2 tRNA genes and 2 rRNA genes are annotated in these 448 nt (G+C 53.1%); all 4 read left to right on the top strand.

Annotated elements, in window-relative coordinates:
* Window positions 1–68: ribosomal RNA gene (locus CDO51_RS13235) — 16S ribosomal RNA — on the top strand; the annotation flags it as partial.
* Window positions 69–156: 88 nt separating this feature from the next.
* Window positions 157–234 (top strand) — tRNA-Ile (locus CDO51_RS13230).
* Between the two features lie 7 nt (window positions 235–241).
* Window positions 242–317 (top strand) — tRNA-Ala (locus CDO51_RS13225).
* 45 nt (window positions 318–362) lie between these two features.
* Window positions 363–448: ribosomal RNA gene (locus CDO51_RS13220) — 23S ribosomal RNA — on the top strand; the annotation flags it as partial.

Raw genomic sequence — 448 nt, 5'->3', positions numbered from 1 at the left:
GGCCGGTGATTGGGGTGAAGTCGTAACAAGGTAGCCGTATCGGAAGGTGCGGCTGGATCACCTCCTTTCTAGGGAGACTTAGAACGATTTAAGCGCTTGACATCCTGTTCGGTTTTGAGAGAGCAATAGCTCTTTCTAAATAAAGAAATAAAAGATGGGCCTGTAGCTCAGTTCGGTTAGAGCGCACGCCTGATAAGCGTGAGGTCAGTGGTTCAAATCCACTCAGGCCCACCACTAGCGTGGGGGTGTAGCTCAGTTGGGAGAGCACCTGCCTTGCAAGCAGGAGGCCAGCGGTTCGAATCCGCTCACCTCCACCACAATATTTGTTCTTTGAAAACTGCACATTGAGTAGTAAAGAAAGAGGTCAAGGTATTAAGGGCGTACGGTGGATGCCTTGGCGCCAGGAGGCGAAGAAGGACGCGGCCAGCGGCGAAACGCCACGGCGAGC

The sequence above is a fragment of the Natranaerobius trueperi genome, assembly GCF_002216005.1.
In the GTDB taxonomy this organism is placed as follows: domain Bacteria; phylum Bacillota; class Natranaerobiia; order Natranaerobiales; family Natranaerobiaceae; genus Natranaerobius_A; species Natranaerobius_A trueperi.
This window is presented reverse-complemented; position numbering and strand designations above follow the sequence as displayed.